Source organism: Pseudomonas sp. GW821-FHT07G06 (assembly GCF_058986625.1).
This window is the reverse complement of record NZ_JBYSVW010000003.1, coordinates 504,755-521,289: the sequence shown is the minus strand read 5'-3', so window position 1 is coordinate 521,289 and position 16,535 is coordinate 504,755. Positions and strand designations below refer to the sequence as shown.

Sequence of the window (16,535 nt, the reverse complement as noted above, 5' to 3'; positions counted from 1 at the left end):
ACTTTAGAACTGTACGAAATATGACCTATCTCGTTCAGACCTATGCCCGCCGCACCTCCCAGCTTTCCGCAAACAAGTTATCCACATCTCCACCCACAGCTATTGGGGACAACTGTGGAAATGCTGGAAATTTTCTTCACGAAAACCAAAGAAAAACCGTGACTTATCCAGAAGCCTGTTTCCACGAGTGGCCTGGTCGTTTTTTGATCTAAAGCCTGAAAGCCACGGCCTGCAAGGCGTTCAGAGGATGGCAAACACCTTATCCACAGAAGCGCCAACAGACTTTGGGGTTAACTTGGAAGGCTCTGTGGAAAACCGCTGAAACCTTGGAAAATCCAGCGTTTGCGTGAAAACAAACAATGCAAAACCGTCTTTTGATCATTTTATGATCAGATGCCTGCGCACCTCTGTTTACAAGGCCTGCAGCCGATAGCAAACATCTTATCCACAGAAGCGCCAACAGAGATTGGGGGCAACTCTGGGTTAACAGCAGCACTTATCCCCTTGAAAAAGCTTGGAAAAACCACGAACCAGGCTGGTTGTTTTTTGAACGACGCCTTGCAGGGCTTGATTTACATGGGCCGTAGCGAGAGGCGAACATGTTATCCACAGAACCACCAACAGGGATTGTGGGTAAACACCGCCGTGTTCAGACTTTATTGAAGCATGAGCGACCTGAGTCCAGGTCCAGGTTCAATTCAAAGTCCTTGAAAGCGCGCCAACCGAGCAATATCGACGGCACGTATTGCCCGCCCAGCAGCGACGGCGGGATGGTGAAGCCCGGATAGTATTTGTAGCTGACCGCCATGATGTTGCCTTGCATGACCAGTACGCCGTCGAAGCGTTGAAAGTGCTTGTTGTCGCCGGTGTAACCGTTCGAGCTTCCTGGTGTCAGTGCCTGCACGGCATTGACCTGCCTGCCAGGTGACGAGGCCGTCAGGTAGTCGACATTTCCCGTATCGATGATGGCCTGCGTTGTCCGGCGATCCAGCTGAGCGGCAACCACCAGCCGCTGATTGAGATCCACGCGGTTAAAGGCAATGAACGCATCACAGCGCCTGACAGGCGCAGGATTGAGCTCCAGGGCGCTTCTGGTGATCTTCAAGCGCCCCAGTTTGCTGATCAGGTCCAGCCCCAACAAATTCTCCCGGTCGCTGACAAACACCAGGACATTCCTGAACTCGCGAGTGCCGACTTTGAGTGACCGGAGAATGCCCAGCCTCGCGATCAGGCCTTTTTCGCCATAAAACGTGCTGTAGCGATACTGAGCATCGGGCAACAACCTGATGCCCATCTGTTTCGCCGTGTCGATGTTGACCCGGGTTTGCGGCGCCCCGGTGTCCAGTACAAAACGCGCCGAGGCACCGTTGGCCGCGCCGACATCGATAAATGGCAGCACTTCTTGCGCGATGTAAAAGTCGTTGGCATACGGATGCAGCGGCAGCACCTCATGCCGCGCCGAACCGCTGACCGAGAAATTGCCAGTCGTCGCCAGGATAGCCAGTGATTTGTCGCCGAACATGGAGAACAGGGGTTTCAGATCGGCGCTGGCCTCTATCGCCCGGCCATGCCTGCCCTTGATCGCCAGATAGTATTCGGGGAGTTGGTTGGCGACCTTGGCTTCGAGCATTCTGGCCAGGACCGTCACCGAACAGTCGAGGTGCTTATCGGCATCCGGCACCTTGTCGCACTGTTGCCGCAACTGAGCCAGGGACGCATTACGCCCCTGCTCGGTCTCGAACCACTGATAAAAGTCCTGATCGGCCGTAGGTGCTTTTGTCGGGGCGGCAGACAGCAAGCCTGTGGATACCCACATGGCCGTAGCAAAGAGCGCCAAAAGAGCGAAAGTCTTCATATTCAAGCCAGTCATAAAACCGGGTTTTATGAGTAAGCGCTGAATGTCTGAAAACTCCCGAACGCGTGCCGCACCCTTGATCAGCGCATAGAAAACTGTAGCTCACCGCCAGTGTGATCGTGCCGCATCGCGCAATCAGGCAGTTCTGGCAAGAGAAATCGACGTCGTTCAGGGCGTACCGAATGGCACCGACATCCGGCAATGCCTGGCCGGTGTAGGAGCTGCCGCAGGCTGCGATCTTTTGATCTTGATTGTTAAAAAAAAGATCAAAAGATCGCAGCCTGCGGCAGCTCCTACAAAAAGCTCTAGCGGGCCACACCTTCTTCAATCAGCAATTTGAGGATGGCCTCGGCGCCGGCCTGGGCCGTCACGCCTTTGAGCACCTGCCCGCCTCCACCACTGGCCTTGGCCGTCGCGGCTTTCATGCGGTCGGCGCCGCTCTTGGCCTTGATCACTTTCAACCGCTTGGGCCGTGGTTTGGCCGGTTGCAGGCTGGCGACCGCGAGCAGTTCATCATCGACGACTTCAACGTCCTGCGCTTGCAGCACGCCACGTCGGGCCGGGCCATACGCGCTCTGGCGAGGCTTGGGCGCGGCGTTGTCCACCGTTGCCAGAAACGGCAGGCGCACCTTCAGCCGACGACGTTGACCGCGCGGCAAGGCTTGCAGCACCAGCGCCGAACCGCCATCGATTGACTCGACCTGCGCCAGCCCCACCACCAGCGGCCAGCCCAGGCTTTCGGCCAACAGGAAGGGCAGCATGCCCGAGCCTTCACCGGTTTCCGCCTGGCTGCCGGTCAACACCACCTGAGCACCGGCATCGCGCAGATACTCGGTCAATGCCGGCAGCGCATCGGCACCCTCGGGTTGCTCAAGCACATGCAACTGTTCCAGGCCCATGCCCAGGTAAGCGCGCAATGCAGGCTCGGCGACGTCGCCGGCATGCAGCACCTGCAAGTTATCCCCAGCCAGTTGCAGGCCCAGTTCCACCGCCCGCGCATCCTGTTCCGCACGACGCGGCCGACCGGACGTCGGGTGGGCGCCGATGGACACCAGGCTGATGATTTTCGTGCTCATAACCCTTTCCTTCCCTTAAGCCGCATCGCGCTTGGCGTCGTTGCGGTAAGCCTCTACCGCTTCGATCAAGGCTTGAAGAATCTCCGCGCTCTCGCCGATCACCGAGAGGTCGGCACGCTTGATCATGTCGCAGCCAGGATCGAGGTTGATCGCCACCACCTTGTCGCAGGCACCGATGCCCTGCAGGTGCTGGATCGCCCCGGAAATCCCCACGGCCACATAGACTCGTGCAGTCACCCAGGTACCGGACGCCCCGACCTGACGATCGCGGGCCATGAAGCCGTCGTCCACCGCCACCCGCGATGCGCCTTCAGTGGCGCCGAGGGCTTCGGCGGTCCTGTGGAAAAGTCCCCAGTCCTTGACCCCGTTGCCGCCGGAGAAAATGAACTCGGCCTCGGCCATCGGAATCGCCGCCGGGTCCACCGCCACCGCGCCCAGATCTTCGATCCGCGACAGGCTGCGCGCCACGGTTGTGGATAACTCCACCGGCAGCGCTTCATGACGGGTTTCACTGACCGGTTCGGCGCACTCGGCAGCTGCCAGAATCAAGCGCGCCAACGGACGGGCAAGGTCTTGCAGACCGGCACCGGCGCGACCGATGCACTCCTGATCCTTGACCTGCCAGACCCGTGTGGCCGGGCGTTCGCCCAGGGCGGCGGCAAAGCGCCGACCCAGTTCCCCGCCACCGGTGCGACTGTCCGGCAACAACCAGTGACGTGGGCTGAACTGGTTATCCACAGCCCGCAGGCCCTGGACCCGTTGCTCCGGTGCATAACCGTTGAACGCTTCGCCTTCCAGTACCAGCAGGCGGTCGACGCCCGCCGTGGCAAAAGCGCTTTCCTTGTGCTCGCCGAACACCACGGCCAGCACTGCGCCGTCCTTGCCGGCCAGTTGATGGGCCAGGCCCAGCAGGTCGCGGTCGTGACTGCTCAAGCGGCCACCGACCATGTCCGGTACCACGCTGATGTAAAACGCCGGCGCGGCCACCTGATGCAATGGCAATTGCACTTCAACCGCGGCTGAACGTTTAGCCGTCCCGCCCTGCTGGGCGCCGCTGCGGTCGATGCGCTTGATGCCATTGGGGCCGATAAAGCCAATGCCATGGGGATTCTTGCGGATGACACCGTTAGGCCCCATCCAGCTGTGCTGCGCCGGTTGCATGGCCGCGTGCAGTGGATGCAGACGGTTGCGGGCGATCCACTCGGCCCGCGGGTCGCGGCGGATAATGTCGCTCATCAGTGGGCCTCCGCAGGTTCGCGCTTGACGGGTGTCTTGGCAGGCGCGGCGTCGTCGAGCAACGCGTCGGCCACCAGTTCGGCGATGTCCTTGATCAGCGGCCGGGGTTCGACCACGCCTTCGAGCATCGCGGTGCACTGTGGACAACCCACGGCCACCAGTTCGGCACCGGTTTCGCGGATGTCTTCCATGCGCATGTCAGGAATGCGTTGCTTGCCCGGAATGTCGGTGATCGGCGCACCGCCGCCACCGCCGCAGCAGCGGGAACGGAAACCGGAACGTTGCATCTCTTTCACTTCGATCCCGAGCGCGCGCAACACCTGGCGCGGCGCCTCGTATTCGCCGTTGTAGCGGCCGAGGTAGCACGGGTCGTGGTAGGTCACGCTGTCGCCTTTGTGCTGGCCAAGATTGAGCGCGCCAGCATCGATGATTTCCGCCATGTAAGTGCTGTGATGCTGCACCAGGTAGTTGCCGTCGAAGGCGCCGTACTCGTTTTTCAGCACATGGAAGCTGTGTGGATCGCAGGTGACGATGCGGTTGAAGCTGTACTTGGCCAGGGTCTGGATGTTGCGCTTGGCCAGCAATTGGAACGTTGCTTCATCGCCCAGGCGCCGGGCCACGTCACCGCTGTCGCGTTCTTCGAGGCCGAGCACGGCGAAGTCGATTTTCGCCGCCTTGAGCACTTTGACGAAGGCGCGCAGGGTGCGCTGGTTGCGCATGTCGAAGGCGCCGTCGCCGACCCAGAACAGCACGTCGGTGGATTTCTTTTCGCTGAGCAGGTTGAGGTTCAAGTCCGCCGCCCAGTTCATCCGCCCGCCCGGCGCAAAGCCGCCCGGGTTGTCGGTGGCGATCAGGTTTTCCAGGACTTCGGCGCCCTTGTTCGGGGTGGCGCCCTTTTCCAGGGTCAGGTGACGGCGCATGTCGACGATGGCATCGACGTGCTCGATCATCATCGGGCACTCCTCGACGCAGGCGCGGCAAGTCGTGCACGACCACAGGGTCTCGGCGTCCACCAGACCGTTGACGATCGGTTGATGCGGATTGCCACCGTGCTCGCCAATCGCTTTGCCGGGATATGGGCTGCCAGCGAATTTTGCATCGGTGCCACCGGCCAGGCCGACAACCATGTCCTGAATCAGTTTTTTCGGGTTCAGCGGCTGGCCGGCGGCGAAGGCCGGGCACGCGGCTTCGCATTTACCGCACTGCACGCAGGCGTCGAAGCCGAGCAATTGGTTCCAGGTGAAATCCTTGGGTTTTTCCACGCCCAGTGGCGCACTCAGGTCGCTGAGATCCAGCGGCTTCAAACCGGTGGAACGGCCGCCGCCAAAACGTTCGGCACGGCGGTGCCAGGCCAGGTGCAAGGCGCCGGCAAAGGCGTGCTTCATCGGCCCGCCCCAGGTCATGCCGAAGAACAGCTCCGACACGCCCCACAACACGCCAACCCCGAGAATCGCTGCCAACAGCCAGCCGCCGAAGTTTTCCGGGAGGATGCCCGCCACCGGCAGGGTCAACAGGAAGAACGAGGCCGAGAATGCCAGCAGGCTTTTCGGCAGGCGCATCCACGGGCCTTTCGACAGGCGCGACGGCGGGTTGCGCCGACGCAGGTAAACGAAGATCGCGCCGACGAACATCACCGCCGACATCAGCAGCAGCGCATAGCCGAGGAAGCGGTTATGCAGGCCGAAACCGTGCACCAGAATCGCCAGCACGATGGACGCCACCGCACCGCCGGCCGTGGCGACGTGGGTGTTGGCAATGTATTTGTCCCGCGCCACCACATGGTGCAAGTCGACCATGTAGCGCTTGGGCATGGCAAACAGGCCGCCGATCAGGTCGACTTTCGAAGCCCGGCCCCGGCGCCACATGGCCACCCGCCGCAACGCGCCCAGGACACCAAGGCCAAGGGCTGCGAACAACAGGATTGGAAGAAGGGTGTTCAACATGGTGAAGCTCCCACCAGTACATCTTGGAGAAACGCGGTCGGTGTAGGAGCTGCCGCAGGCTGCGATCTGTTGATCTTGATCTTGATCTTGAAAACAAAATCAAAAGATCGCAGCCTGCGGCAGCTCCTACACAGGGGGTGTCATAAGCTTAGAAATCCTTGCACAACCGCAGCGCGTCATAGATCGCCGCGTGCACGTTACGCTGGGCCACGCAGTCGCCGATGCGGAACAGCAGGTAGCCGTCGCCGCTCTGCTCCAGGCAAGGTTGCGGCTTGATCGCGAACAAGGCTTCGACGTCGATCTGGCCTTTGTTGCGCGAGCCTTCCTTCAGCGCGTAGTAGATTTCTTCGTCCGGACGCACGCCGTTTTCCACGACCACCTGGTCAACCACCCGCTCCTCTTTGGCGCCGGTGTATTCGTTTTCCAGTACCGCTACGAGCTTGTCGCCTTCGCGGTAGACCTTCTCCAACATCATGTCGCCGGTCATGATCACTTCTTTCGGGTACATGCTGCGGTAGTAAGTCGGGAACGATGTACCCCCGATGGCGACGCCCGGCTTGATGTCGTCGGTGACGATCTCGACCTGGCTGCCCTTGTCCGCAATGAAGTCGGCGGTCGACATGCCGGTGAATTCGCAAATGGTGTCGTAGACCAGCACGTTCTTGCCCGGTGCAACCTTGCCGTCGAGGATGTCCCAGCTGCTGACCACCAGGCCTTCAGCCGCGCCCCAGTGTTCGTTCTGCTCGATGAACGGATGACCACCGACAGCCAGCACCACCACGTCCGGACGCAGGTCCATGATGGTCGGCGCATCCGCCGCGGTGCCCAGGCGCAGGTCGACTTTCAACCGCGCCAGTTCCAGTTGATACCAGCGGGTGATACCGGCGATCTGGTCCCGTTGCGGGGCTTTCGAGGCGGTGGTGATCTGCCCGCCGATGAATTCCTTTTTCTCGAACAGGGTCACGTCGTGGCCACGTTCGGCGGCCACGCGGGCGGCCTCCATCCCGGCAGGACCGGCGCCGACCACCACCACCTTGCGTTTCACGCCAGTGGTTTTTTCGATGATGTGCGGCAGGCCCATGTATTCACGAGACGTCGCGGCGTTCTGAATGCACAACACATCCAGGCCCTGATATTGACGGTCGATGCAGTAGTTGGCACCGACGCATTGTTTGATCTGGTCGATCTGGCCCATCTTGATCTTGGCGATCAGGTGCGGGTCGGCGATGTGCGCGCGGGTCATGCCGACCATGTCGACATAACCGCCTTCCAGGATACGCGTGGCCTGGTTCGGGTCCTTGATGTTCTGCGCGTGCAGCACCGGAACCTTGACCACTTCCTTGATGCCGGCAGCCAGATGCAGGAACGGCTCCGGCGGATAACTCATGTTCGGAATCACGTTGGCCAGGGTGTTGTGGGTGTCGCAACCCGAACCCACGACGCCGATGAAGTCGAGCATGCCGGTGTCGTCGTAATACTTGGCGATCTGCTTCATGTCTTCGTGGGACAGGCCGTCCGGGTGGAACTCGTCACCACAGATGCGCATGCCCACGCAGAAATCGTCACCGACCTCGGCGCGTACGGCTTTCAAGACTTCCAGACCGAACTTCATCCGGCCTTCGAAGGTGCCGCCCCATTCGTCGGTACGCTTGTTGACCCGCGGGCTCCAGAACTGGTCGATCATGTGCTGGTGCACCGCCGACAGTTCGACACCGTCCAGGCCACCGGCCTTGGCGCGGCGGGCCGCTTGAGCGTAGTTGCCGATCACCCGCCAGATCTCTTCCGGCTCGATGGTTTTGCAAGTGGCACGGTGCACCGGCTCGCGCACACCCGACGGCGACATCAGCGTCGGCCAGTTGAAGCCGTCCCAACGCGAGCGACGGCCCATGTGGGTAATCTGGATCATGATCTTGGCGCCGTGCTTATGCATGGCATCGGCCAGATTCTGGAAGTGCGGAATGATGCGGTCGGTGGACAGGTTCACCGAACTCCACCATTCCTGCGGGCTGTCGATGGCCACCACGGACGAACCGCCGCAAATCGCCAGGCCGATCCCGCCCTTGGCTTTCTCTTCGTAGTACTTGACGTACCGATCGGTGGTCATGCCGCCGTCGGTGGCATAAACCTCGGCGTGCGCGGTGCTGAGCACGCGGTTACGGATGGTCAGTTTGCCGATCTGGATCGGCTGGAACATTGCTTCGAAAGCCATGGCGGGTTCCTCGACTTACAACGGCTTGACGATGAACAAGCCGTCTTCGTGGCCCTCTTCGGAGCCACCGTAGACTTGCTCGGCCACGGTGCGGATCTTGCTGCCGCGAGCGGCGAGGATCTGGTCCATCGCGCCGGCAAACCAGCCAGTGAACATGTAGTCGACCTTGCGCCCGACCTTGCCGTACACGTAGACGAACGCCGAGTGTTCGAGCTTGACGCTGGCGGTGCCTTTGTCGAGGTCGATGTCCTGGATCTTGAACAGGCCCCAGCCGCGCTGCGACAGACGCTTCATGTAGTGCTCGAACACCGCGACGCCTTCCAGGCCATGGCATTCGGCTTCTTTTTCACACCAGTGCCAGGCGGACTTGTAGCCGGCCTTGTAGAGGATTTCGGCATAGGCTTCAGCGCCCAGCACTTCCTCGATGCCCATGTGGTTGTTGACGAAGAAATGCCGTGGCACGTACAGCATCGGCAGGGCGTCGGACGTCCAGACACCGGTCTCGCTGTCGACTTCGATTGGCAATTGCGGGGCGATCTTGGCCATGGAAACTTAACTCCAGAAAAATTTTGGTGTTGCCCCCGGCGCGGGCGGCCGGGGGAAAGGATTCAGAGGTGCAGTGGCTTATTCGCCCCAAACGTCCTTGAGGACGTTCACCCAGTTTTCGCCCATGATCTTGCGCACCACTCGCTCGGAGTGGCCGCGCTTGAGCAGGGTTTCGGTCAGGTTCGGGAACTCGCCCACGGTGCGGATGCCCAGCGGGTTGATGATCTTGCCGAAGCTGGTCAGGCGGCGGGCGTAGCCCTTGTCGTGGGTCAGGTATTCGAAGAAGTCCTGGCCATGGCCCTGGGTGAAGTCGGTGCCGATGCCGATGGCGTCTTCGCCGACGATGTTCATCACGTACTCGATAGCTTCGGCGTAGTCGTCGATGGTCGAGTCGATACCCTTGGCGAGGAATGGCGCGAACATGGTGACGCCGACAAAGCCGCCGTGGTCGGCAATGAACTTGAGTTCTTCATCGGACTTGTTGCGCGGGTGCTCCTTGAGCCCCGACGGCAGACAGTGGGAGTAGCAGACCGGCTTTTTCGACTCGAGGATGACTTCTTCGGAAGTCTTGGAGCCGACGTGGGACAGGTCGCACATCACGCCAACGCGATTCATCTCGGCGACGATTTCGCGACCGAAGCCCGACAGGCCGCCATCACGCTCGTAGCAACCGGTGCCCACCAGGTTCTGGGTGTTGTAGCACATCTGCACGATGCCCACGCCGAGCTGCTTGAACACCTCGACATAGCCGATCTGGTCTTCATAGGCATGGGCATTCTGGAAGCCGAAGAGGATGCCGGTCTTGCCCTGCTCCTTGGCCTTGCGGATGTCGGCGGTGGTACGCACCGGCATCACCAGGTCGCTGTTCTCGCGGATCAGCTTCTGGCTCGCGGCAATGTTGTTGACGGTGGCCTGAAACCCCTCCCACACCGACACGGTGCAGTTGGCTGCGGTCAAACCGCCCTTGCGCATGTCTTCGAACAGTTCACGGTTCCACTTGGCAATAATCAGCCCGTCGATAACGATGCTGTCGGCGTGCAATTCGGCTGGGCTCATCAGGCTGTCCCCTTATTAGCGATTCATGCGCCGAATCGTCTGCCGGCGCTTTGGGGCCAGCATATGCCTGAGGGCCGTGGCGACCGGGTGCAAAAACGACAGAGGGTTTGCCGAAAGCGTCAATCCGCGACAAAGGGTCGTCGCCAGGCACAATCAGCGACCTGTTCAAGGCCCTCGGCTTGGGCCAGAATTCGCTGCATCACTGGAATAGAGCGGCGACCTGAATGAAATCCATCCTTCTGGCTTTGGCACTGATTGCGACCGGCGTACACGCAGCGGAGGAGTCCGACGACAACCCGTGCGATAAAGTCGAAAACGACATCCAGACCCTCGAGTGCTCGGCCTTCAGCAAAACCACCGCCGAAGACCTGCTCAAGGAAAACCTCCAGGGCCTGAGCGACCGCATGCAGTCGCAATACGGCAAAAACCCGTCGCAACTGGCCGACATCACCGCCAAGCTCAAGGCCGCCCAACAGCAATGGCTGAAGACCCGCGACGCAGACTGCGCCGTCGAAGCCTTCCCGGCCACCAGTGGCAGCAAGGCATTCACCATTGCCCAGAATGATTGCATTGCGCGGATGAGTGATGAGCGGTCAGAGTTTTTGGAGTCGATTGGGCAGGAGTAGTCCCCATTCGTCCGTCGAAAGCTGGTATCACTACCGGCTTTCAACCTAAGAAACACCCTTTCCCACAAAGCACTTTGATCTGACCTACAGCGTCTGTCCAAAGCCGTTACTCTGCGGGCTTTTCACGCAACATGCCGAAAAATGTTGTTGATGGCCAACCATAAAAATATAAGTAAAGACTCGATAATCTTATAAAAGACTTATATTCTTCCGCGATGAACGTACCTACTGACATCCAAATCATCAACGACGCCGAAGGCAATCCCGCCTTTGTTGTCATTCCCTATGCGCAATACGTGGCACAGAAAATCGAGCCCGATTTGATCCCCCACGAGGTGGTGAGCCGCATTGTCGATGGCGCTACCCCAATCCGCGCCTGGCGCGAACACTTGAACCTTACACAGGATGAAGTGGCCAAACGCATGGGCATAACCCAGCCTGCCTTTGCCCAACAGGAAACAGTCGCCAAGCCCCGTAAAGCCACTCGCGAAAAAATCGCTTTGGCGTTTGGTATCACTGCCAGCCAGCTTGAGCTGTAAGCTGCTCACCCTCGGTCACTAATGGGATTGAACATGAAAGTCTGCGGCATCGAAATCAAGGGCAGCGAAGCGATCATCGCCGTGGCCACGCTGGACGGTCAGGCGCTGAACCATGTCGCGCTCGCCACCAAGAAAATCGCTCTGGACGATGACGACGAAGCTGCCAACGTCAAAGTGTTTGCCGCTCAGGTCGCCTCGTTTGTCCGTGAAAATTCCATCGACCGCATCGCGATCAAGAAGCGCAGCAAAAAAGGCGAGTTCGCTGGCGGGCCGACCACGTTCAAGATCGAAGGGGTTTTCCAGCTGCTGGAGAATTGCGAAGTGACGCTGTTGTCGCCGCAGACGATCAATGCCCAGGCCAAAAAGCACAATTTCGAGCTGCCGGGAGCGCTGAACAAGTATCAGCATGAGGCTTATAAAGCAGCGTGTTCGGCGTTGATGAAGAAGTAATCCTCTTTCCAGACGCCAAAGATCAAATGTGGGAGCGGGCTTGCTCGCGAATGCGGTTTATCAGTCAACATCGATGTTGAATTGAATGGCCTCTTCGCGAGCAAGCCCGCTCCCACACTGGCTATGTGTTTAGCCTCAAAACTCAATCAGGCTTTGGCGGTACGCCGGTCCTCCCGCGGGCATCGCTCATATTTCGCCCGGTAACTGCGGGTGAAATACGACGGTGACTCAAACCCGCAGGCAATACTCACCTCCAGCACACTCATGTCGGTCTGTCGCAGCAACTGCCGTGCTTTTTCCAACCGTAACCGCAGATAGAAATTGCTCGGCGTGTCGTTCAGGTGCAACCGAAACAACCGCTCCAACTGCCGCCGCGTCACCTTGATCGATTCCGCCAGCTCCAGCGTACTCAGCGGCGGTTCGCTGTGCTGCTCCATCTCACCGATCACCTGCACCAGCTTCTTGTTGCTGATGCCATAACGCGTGGCGACTTCCATGCGTTGGTGGTCTTTGCGCGGGCGGATACGGCCGAGTACAAATTGCTCGCTGACCTGGATCGCCAGTTCCGGGCCATGGGCCTGGGCGATCAAATCCAGCATTAAATCGATAGAGGCGGTGCCGCCAGCGGAAGTGATGCGCCGGCGGTCGATCTCGAACAGTTCCTGGGTGACGCTGAGCTGTGGATATGACTCCTTGAAGGCGTCGATGGCTTCCCAATGCAGGGTCAGGCGATGGCCGTCGAGCAAACCCGCCTCGGCGAGGATGAAGCTGCCAGTGTCAATGGCACCGAGGGTCACGCCTTCGTTGTCCAGTCGGCGCAACCAATGCTCAAGTGCCGGGGTCGCGAATTTCAGCGGTTCGAAGCCGGCGACCACCAATAAGGTCGCGCCTTTCTTCAGCGGCTCCAGCGCCGCATCGGCGTTGACCGACATACCGTTACTGGCCAGCACTGCCCCGCCATCGGCGCTCAGCACATGCCAGCGATAGAGTTCGCCGCGAAAGCGATTGGCGACCCGCAACGGCTCGATGGCCGAGATGAACCCGATGGCCGAGAAACCCGGCATCAACAAGAAGTAGAAATCCTGGGACATGGAGCGCACTCGCTTAGCAGGTAACAAGAGGCCAGGTAACGAGAGGGCGGGTAGCGTGAGGATGTTGATACGCCAGTTGCAAGCGGCTTTCAAGAGCACAGGTCGCTGCAGTGCAAGAGCTGGTCGCCGCAGTGCGCTTTCATCGGTGCTTTGCTGCGTAACTTGGCATCACCGGCGCATCAGACACCGGAACTCACAATAAACGAACTGCCGAGGAACCTGAGAATGAAACGACTGATCAGCAGCTGTGTTCTTGCACTCAGTGGTACCGCGTTACTGAGCGCCAGTGTCATGGCCGCCGAACCCGCCGCATGCCAGAACGTGCGCATGGGTGTAGTGAACTGGACCGACGTGATCGCCACCAGTGCCATGACCCAGGTATTGCTCGATGGCCTCGGCTACAGTACCAAACAAACCAGCGCCTCCCAGCAAATCATCTTCGCCGGGATCCGCGACCAGCGTCTGGACCTGTTCCTCGGCTACTGGAACCCGCTGATGACCCAGACCATCACCCCGTTCGTCGACGCCAAGCAGGTCAAGGTGCTTGAAGCGCCAAGCCTGCAAGACGCCCGCGCGACCCTCGCCGTGCCGACCTACCTCGCCGACAAGGGCCTGAAAACCTTCGCCGACATCGCCAAGTTCGAAAAAGAACTGGGCGGCAAGATCTACGGCATCGAGCCTGGCTCGGGCGCCAACACCCAGATCAAGGCGATGATCTCCAAGAATCAGTTCGGCCTCGGCAAGTTCCAGCTGGTCGAGTCCAGCGAAGCCGGCATGCTCGCCGCGGTGGATCGCGCCGTGCGTCGCAACGAAGCCGTGGTGTTCTTCGGCTGGGCGCCGCACCCGATGAACGTCAACGTGAAAATGACCTACCTCACCGGCAGCGACGACGCCCTCGGCCCGAACGAAGGCAAGGCCACCGTGTGGACCGTCACCTCACCGACCTACGCCGAGCAGTGCCCGAATATCGGTCGCCTGTTGAGCAACCTGACGTTCACCGCCGAAGACGAGAGCCGGATGATGCAGCCACTGCTGGATCACAAGGACGCTTTCGAGTCGGCCAAACAATGGCTCAAGGATCACCCGCAGGACAAAAAACGCTGGCTTGAAGGCGTCACCACCTTCGATGGCAAACCGGCCGCTGAAAACCTGCAACTGACCAGTAAATAAACCCGAACCCACCACCGTCTCGCAGCCCCAAGGGGCTGCGAACGGGATCACCACGCCTGGCCAAAAACCAAAAACTCGCCTGTAAGGAACCGCCAAATGAACCACGACGTCATCATCACCTGCGCACTCACCGGTGCTGGCGACACGACCAGCAAGAGCCCACACGTGCCGGTCACCCCGAAACAGATCGCGGCTGCCGCCGTGGAGGCCGCCAAGGCCGGTGCCACCGTGGTTCACTGCCATGTTCGCGACCCGCAAACCGGCAAGTTCAGCCGTGATGTGGCGCTGTACCGCGAGGTGATGGAGCGTATCCGCGAGGCGGACGTGGACATCATCGTCAACCTCACTGCCGGCATGGGCGGCGACCTGGAAATCGGTGCCGGCGAAAATCCGATGGAATTCGGTCCGAACACCGATCTGGTTGGCCCGCTGACTCGTCTGGCCCATGTCGAAGAATTGCTGCCGGAAATCTGCACCCTCGATTGCGGCACCCTGAACTTCGGCGACGGCGACACCATTTACGTCTCCACCCCGGCCCAGCTTCGCGCTGGTGCCAAACGCATTCAAGAGCTGGGCGTGAAGACCGAGCTGGAAATCTTCGACACCGGCCACCTGTGGTTCGCCAAGCAGATGATCAAGGAAGGCCTGCTCGACAACCCGTTGTTCCAGCTGTGCCTGGGCATCCCGTGGGGCGCGCCGGCGGACACCACCACCATGAAGGCCATGGTCGACAACCTGCCCGCCGATGCGGTCTGGGCCGGCTTCGGTATCGGTCGCATGCAAATGCCGATGGCGGCGCAAGCGGTATTGCTCGGCGGCAACGTGCGGGTCGGGCTGGAAGACAACCTGTGGCTGGACAAGGGCGTGCTGGCGACCAACGGCCAACTGGTCGAACGCGCCACGGAAATCCTCAGCCGCCTCGGTGCCCGCGTGCTCACCCCCGCTGAAGGCCGCAAGAAAATGGGCCTGACCCAGCGCGGTTAATTCACAACAACTTTTCCCCTGTGGGAGCGAGCCTGCTCGCGAAGGCGGCATGACTGACGCAAGAGATCTGTCGGATGTACCGGCCTCTTCGCGAGCAGGCTCGCTCCCACAGTTTTTTTCGAGCAAAATTCAGGAAGTCACCATGACCTTCATCACCGAAATCAAAACCTTCGCCGCCCTGGGCAGCGGTGTCATCGGCAGCGGCTGGGTATCCCGCGCCCTCGCCCATGGCCTGGACGTAGTGGCCTGGGACCCGGCACCAGGCGCTGAAGCAGCCCTGCGCAAACGCGTCGCCAACGCCTGGGGCGCACTGGAGAAACAAGGCCTGGCGCCCGGTGCTTCGCAGGATCGCCTGCGTTTTGTCGCGACCATCGAAGAATGCGTTCGCGACGCTGACTTCATCCAGGAAAGTGCCCCGGAACGCCTTGAGCTGAAACTGGACCTGCACAGCAAAATCAGCGCGGCAGCCAAGCCCAATGCGTTGATCGGCTCCAGCACCTCCGGCCTGCTGCCGAGCGAGTTCTACGAGAGTGCCACGCACCCGGAGCGCTGCGTGGTCGGTCACCCGTTCAACCCGGTTTACCTGCTGCCGCTGGTCGAAGTGGTCGGCGGTAAAAACACCGCGCCCGAAGCCGTGCAAGCGGCGATGAAAGTCTATGAATCCCTGGGGATGCGCCCGTTGCACGTGCGCAAGGAAGTGCCGGGGTTCATCGCCGATCGCCTGCTCGAAGCGCTGTGGCGTGAGGCGCTGCACCTGGTCAACGACGGCGTGGCGACTACCGGTGAAATCGACGATGCGATTCGCTTCGGCGCAGGCCTGCGCTGGTCGTTCATGGGCACCTTCCTGACCTACACCCTGGCCGGTGGTGATGCCGGTATGCGTCACTTCATGGCGCAGTTCGGCCCGGCATTGCAGTTGCCGTGGACTTACCTGCCGGCACCGGAACTGACCGACAAACTGATCGACGATGTGGTCGACGGCACCAGCGATCAACTGGGTAAACACAGCATTTCGGCACTGGAGCGCTATCGTGATGACTGCCTGCTGGCAGTGCTGGAGGCGGTGAAGACCACCAAAGAGAAACATGGGATGGCCTTCAGCGAGTAAACCGTCAGTTAATGGGCCAACAGGTCTGGCCCCTTCGCGAGCAGGCTCGCTCCCACAGGGGGTCTGCTGAGTGACATAGATTGTCTTCACACTTCAAATCAACTGTGGGAGCGAGCCTGCTCGCGAAGACGGCAGCCCAGTCACCACCAATGTTGGATCAGAAACCATGCCCACCCTCACTACCTACCAAACCACCATCATCCCCGACTGGGTCGACTACAACGGCCACCTGCGCGACGCCTTCTACCTGCTGATTTTCAGCTACGCCACCGATGCCCTGATGGATCGCCTGGGCCTGGACAGCAGCAGCCGGGAAGCCAGCGGCAACTCGTTGTTCACTCTCGAACTGCACCTCAACTACCTGCACGAAGTGAAACTCGACGCCCAAGTCGAGGTGCACACCCAAATCATTGCCCACGACAGCAAACGCCTGCACCTCTACCACAGCCTGCATCGGGTCGGTGATGCCCAGGAGCTTGCAGGCAACGAACAGATGCTGCTGCACGTGGATCTCGCCGGACCGCGCTCGGCCCCGTTCAGCGACCAGTCCCTGAATCGGCTGCAAGCCATCGTCGCCGAACAGGCGGACCTGCCAACGCCCGGGTACATTGGCCGAGTGATCGCATTACCCCCAAAAAAATAACAA

The 16,535-nt window shown here is 60.3% G+C and carries 15 protein-coding genes; 7 read left to right on the top strand and 8 right to left on the bottom strand.

Annotated features, from left to right (window positions below; translation table 11 throughout):
* Nucleotides 1-649 precede the first annotated feature (649 nt).
* The 7 genes from AC3WJW_RS09035 to AC3WJW_RS09005 all read right to left on the bottom strand — a co-directional run bounded on the left by AC3WJW_RS09035 (nt 650) and on the right by AC3WJW_RS09005 (nt 9,921).
* Nucleotides 650-1,816: a retropepsin-like aspartic protease gene (locus AC3WJW_RS09035; protein WP_493725779.1), complete on the bottom strand. Its 1,167-nt coding sequence runs from the start codon at nt 1,814-1,816 to the stop codon at nt 650-652.
* Nucleotides 1,817-2,160: 344 nt separating this feature from the next.
* Nucleotides 2,161-2,931 carry an electron transfer flavoprotein subunit beta gene (etfB, locus tag AC3WJW_RS09030; RefSeq protein ID WP_493725778.1) on the bottom strand — a complete coding sequence of 257 codons (771 nt, stop codon included), beginning with the start codon at nt 2,929-2,931 and terminating at the stop codon, nt 2,161-2,163.
* Nucleotides 2,932-2,946: 15 nt separating this feature from the next.
* The gene (gene etfA / locus AC3WJW_RS09025; protein WP_493725777.1) at nt 2,947-4,167 is read right to left on the bottom strand and encodes an electron transfer flavoprotein subunit alpha; all 1,221 of its coding nucleotides are present in this window, start codon (nt 4,165-4,167) and stop codon (nt 2,947-2,949) included.
* On the bottom strand, nt 4,167-6,110 hold the full coding sequence (gene dgcB, locus AC3WJW_RS09020) for a dimethylglycine demethylation protein DgcB (protein ID WP_493725776.1): 1,944 nt from the start codon (nt 6,108-6,110) through the stop codon (nt 4,167-4,169). Before dgcB ends, etfA begins: the two co-directional genes overlap by 1 nt.
* A gap of 148 nt (nt 6,111-6,258) precedes the next feature.
* Nucleotides 6,259-8,319, bottom strand: coding sequence for a dimethylglycine demethylation protein DgcA (gene dgcA / locus AC3WJW_RS09015; protein WP_007975506.1), 2,061 nt, complete (start codon nt 8,317-8,319; stop codon nt 6,259-6,261).
* A 15-nt stretch (nt 8,320-8,334) separates the two neighbouring features.
* Nucleotides 8,335-8,865 (bottom strand): DUF5943 domain-containing protein, encoded by a 531-nt coding sequence (locus tag AC3WJW_RS09010; protein ID WP_007975505.1) that lies wholly within the window; start codon nt 8,863-8,865, stop codon nt 8,335-8,337.
* Nucleotides 8,866-8,943: 78 nt separating this feature from the next.
* Nucleotides 8,944-9,921: a dipeptidase gene (locus AC3WJW_RS09005; RefSeq protein ID WP_015097138.1), complete on the bottom strand. Its 978-nt coding sequence runs from the start codon at nt 9,919-9,921 to the stop codon at nt 8,944-8,946.
* Nucleotides 9,922-10,145: 224 nt separating this feature from the next.
* Between AC3WJW_RS09005 and AC3WJW_RS09000 the strand changes: the two genes are divergently transcribed.
* From AC3WJW_RS09000 to AC3WJW_RS08990, 3 genes are all read left to right on the top strand, one after another.
* Nucleotides 10,146-10,547, top strand: a complete 402-nt coding sequence (locus tag AC3WJW_RS09000) for a lysozyme inhibitor LprI family protein (protein ID WP_493725775.1) — start codon at nt 10,146-10,148, stop codon at nt 10,545-10,547.
* Nucleotides 10,548-10,762: 215 nt separating this feature from the next.
* Nucleotides 10,763-11,086 (top strand): helix-turn-helix domain-containing protein, encoded by a 324-nt coding sequence (locus AC3WJW_RS08995; RefSeq protein WP_493725774.1) that lies wholly within the window; start codon nt 10,763-10,765, stop codon nt 11,084-11,086.
* A 33-nt stretch (nt 11,087-11,119) separates the two neighbouring features.
* On the top strand, nt 11,120-11,536 hold the full coding sequence (locus tag AC3WJW_RS08990; protein WP_007985961.1) for a DUF3010 family protein: 417 nt from the start codon (nt 11,120-11,122) through the stop codon (nt 11,534-11,536).
* Nucleotides 11,537-11,682: 146 nt separating this feature from the next.
* Here AC3WJW_RS08990 and AC3WJW_RS08985 read toward each other — a convergent pair whose 3' ends face one another.
* Nucleotides 11,683-12,627: a GlxA family transcriptional regulator gene (locus AC3WJW_RS08985; RefSeq protein WP_102700689.1), complete on the bottom strand. Its 945-nt coding sequence runs from the start codon at nt 12,625-12,627 to the stop codon at nt 11,683-11,685.
* Between the two features lie 225 nt (nt 12,628-12,852).
* On the opposite strand from AC3WJW_RS08985, the gene AC3WJW_RS08980 reads away from it, so the two are divergent.
* The 4 genes from AC3WJW_RS08980 to AC3WJW_RS08965 all read left to right on the top strand — a co-directional run bounded on the left by AC3WJW_RS08980 (nt 12,853) and on the right by AC3WJW_RS08965 (nt 16,532).
* Nucleotides 12,853-13,797 (top strand): choline ABC transporter substrate-binding protein, encoded by a 945-nt coding sequence (locus tag AC3WJW_RS08980; protein WP_493725773.1) that lies wholly within the window; start codon nt 12,853-12,855, stop codon nt 13,795-13,797.
* 96 nt (nt 13,798-13,893) lie between these two features.
* Complete coding sequence (gene cdhC, locus AC3WJW_RS08975; protein ID WP_493725772.1) at nt 13,894-14,781, top strand: 3-dehydrocarnitine:acetyl-CoA trimethylamine transferase CdhC; 888 nt, start codon at nt 13,894-13,896, stop codon at nt 14,779-14,781.
* Nucleotides 14,782-14,923: 142 nt separating this feature from the next.
* The gene (locus tag AC3WJW_RS08970) at nt 14,924-15,889 is read left to right on the top strand and encodes an L-carnitine dehydrogenase (RefSeq protein ID WP_046039357.1); all 966 of its coding nucleotides are present in this window, start codon (nt 14,924-14,926) and stop codon (nt 15,887-15,889) included.
* Nucleotides 15,890-16,055: 166 nt separating this feature from the next.
* A complete protein-coding gene (locus AC3WJW_RS08965) occupies nt 16,056-16,532 on the top strand; it encodes a thioesterase family protein (RefSeq protein WP_493725771.1) in 477 nt (158 codons plus the stop codon).
* Nucleotides 16,533-16,535 lie beyond the last annotated feature (3 nt).